The organism is Pollutimonas rozaliensis (genome assembly GCF_048751585.1).
In the GTDB taxonomy this organism is placed as follows: Bacteria; Pseudomonadota; Gammaproteobacteria; order Burkholderiales; family Burkholderiaceae_B.
In genome coordinates this window covers 1-253 of the sequence record NZ_JAZHOB010000247.1, presented here as the reverse complement: position 1 = coordinate 253, position 253 = coordinate 1, and the positions used below count along the sequence as shown (strand labels likewise).

Below are 253 nucleotides of genomic sequence, written 5' to 3'. Positions count from 1 at the left end.
AGTTTTCGTACAAAGCCTACAAAGTGGTGCGCGCCTATCAACACCATCAACTCGATCACCAGCATCGACCTGGACAACATGGTCGCCAAACCCACCGTGGGCCACCAGAGCACCCACGGCGGCTACTGCGGCAGCGCGGTGAAACCCATCGCCCTGAACATGGTGGCGGAAATTGCCCGAGACCCAGCCACGCCCACGCTGCCCATTTCCGGTATTGGCGGGATTTCCACCTGGCGGGATGCGGCGGAATTCA

General features: G+C 60.5%; 1 pseudogene. It reads left to right on the top strand.

The annotated features are described in order from the left end of the window. Positions 1 to 253 (top strand): annotated as a pseudogene (locus V0R37_RS22770) (hypothetical protein); the annotation flags it as partial.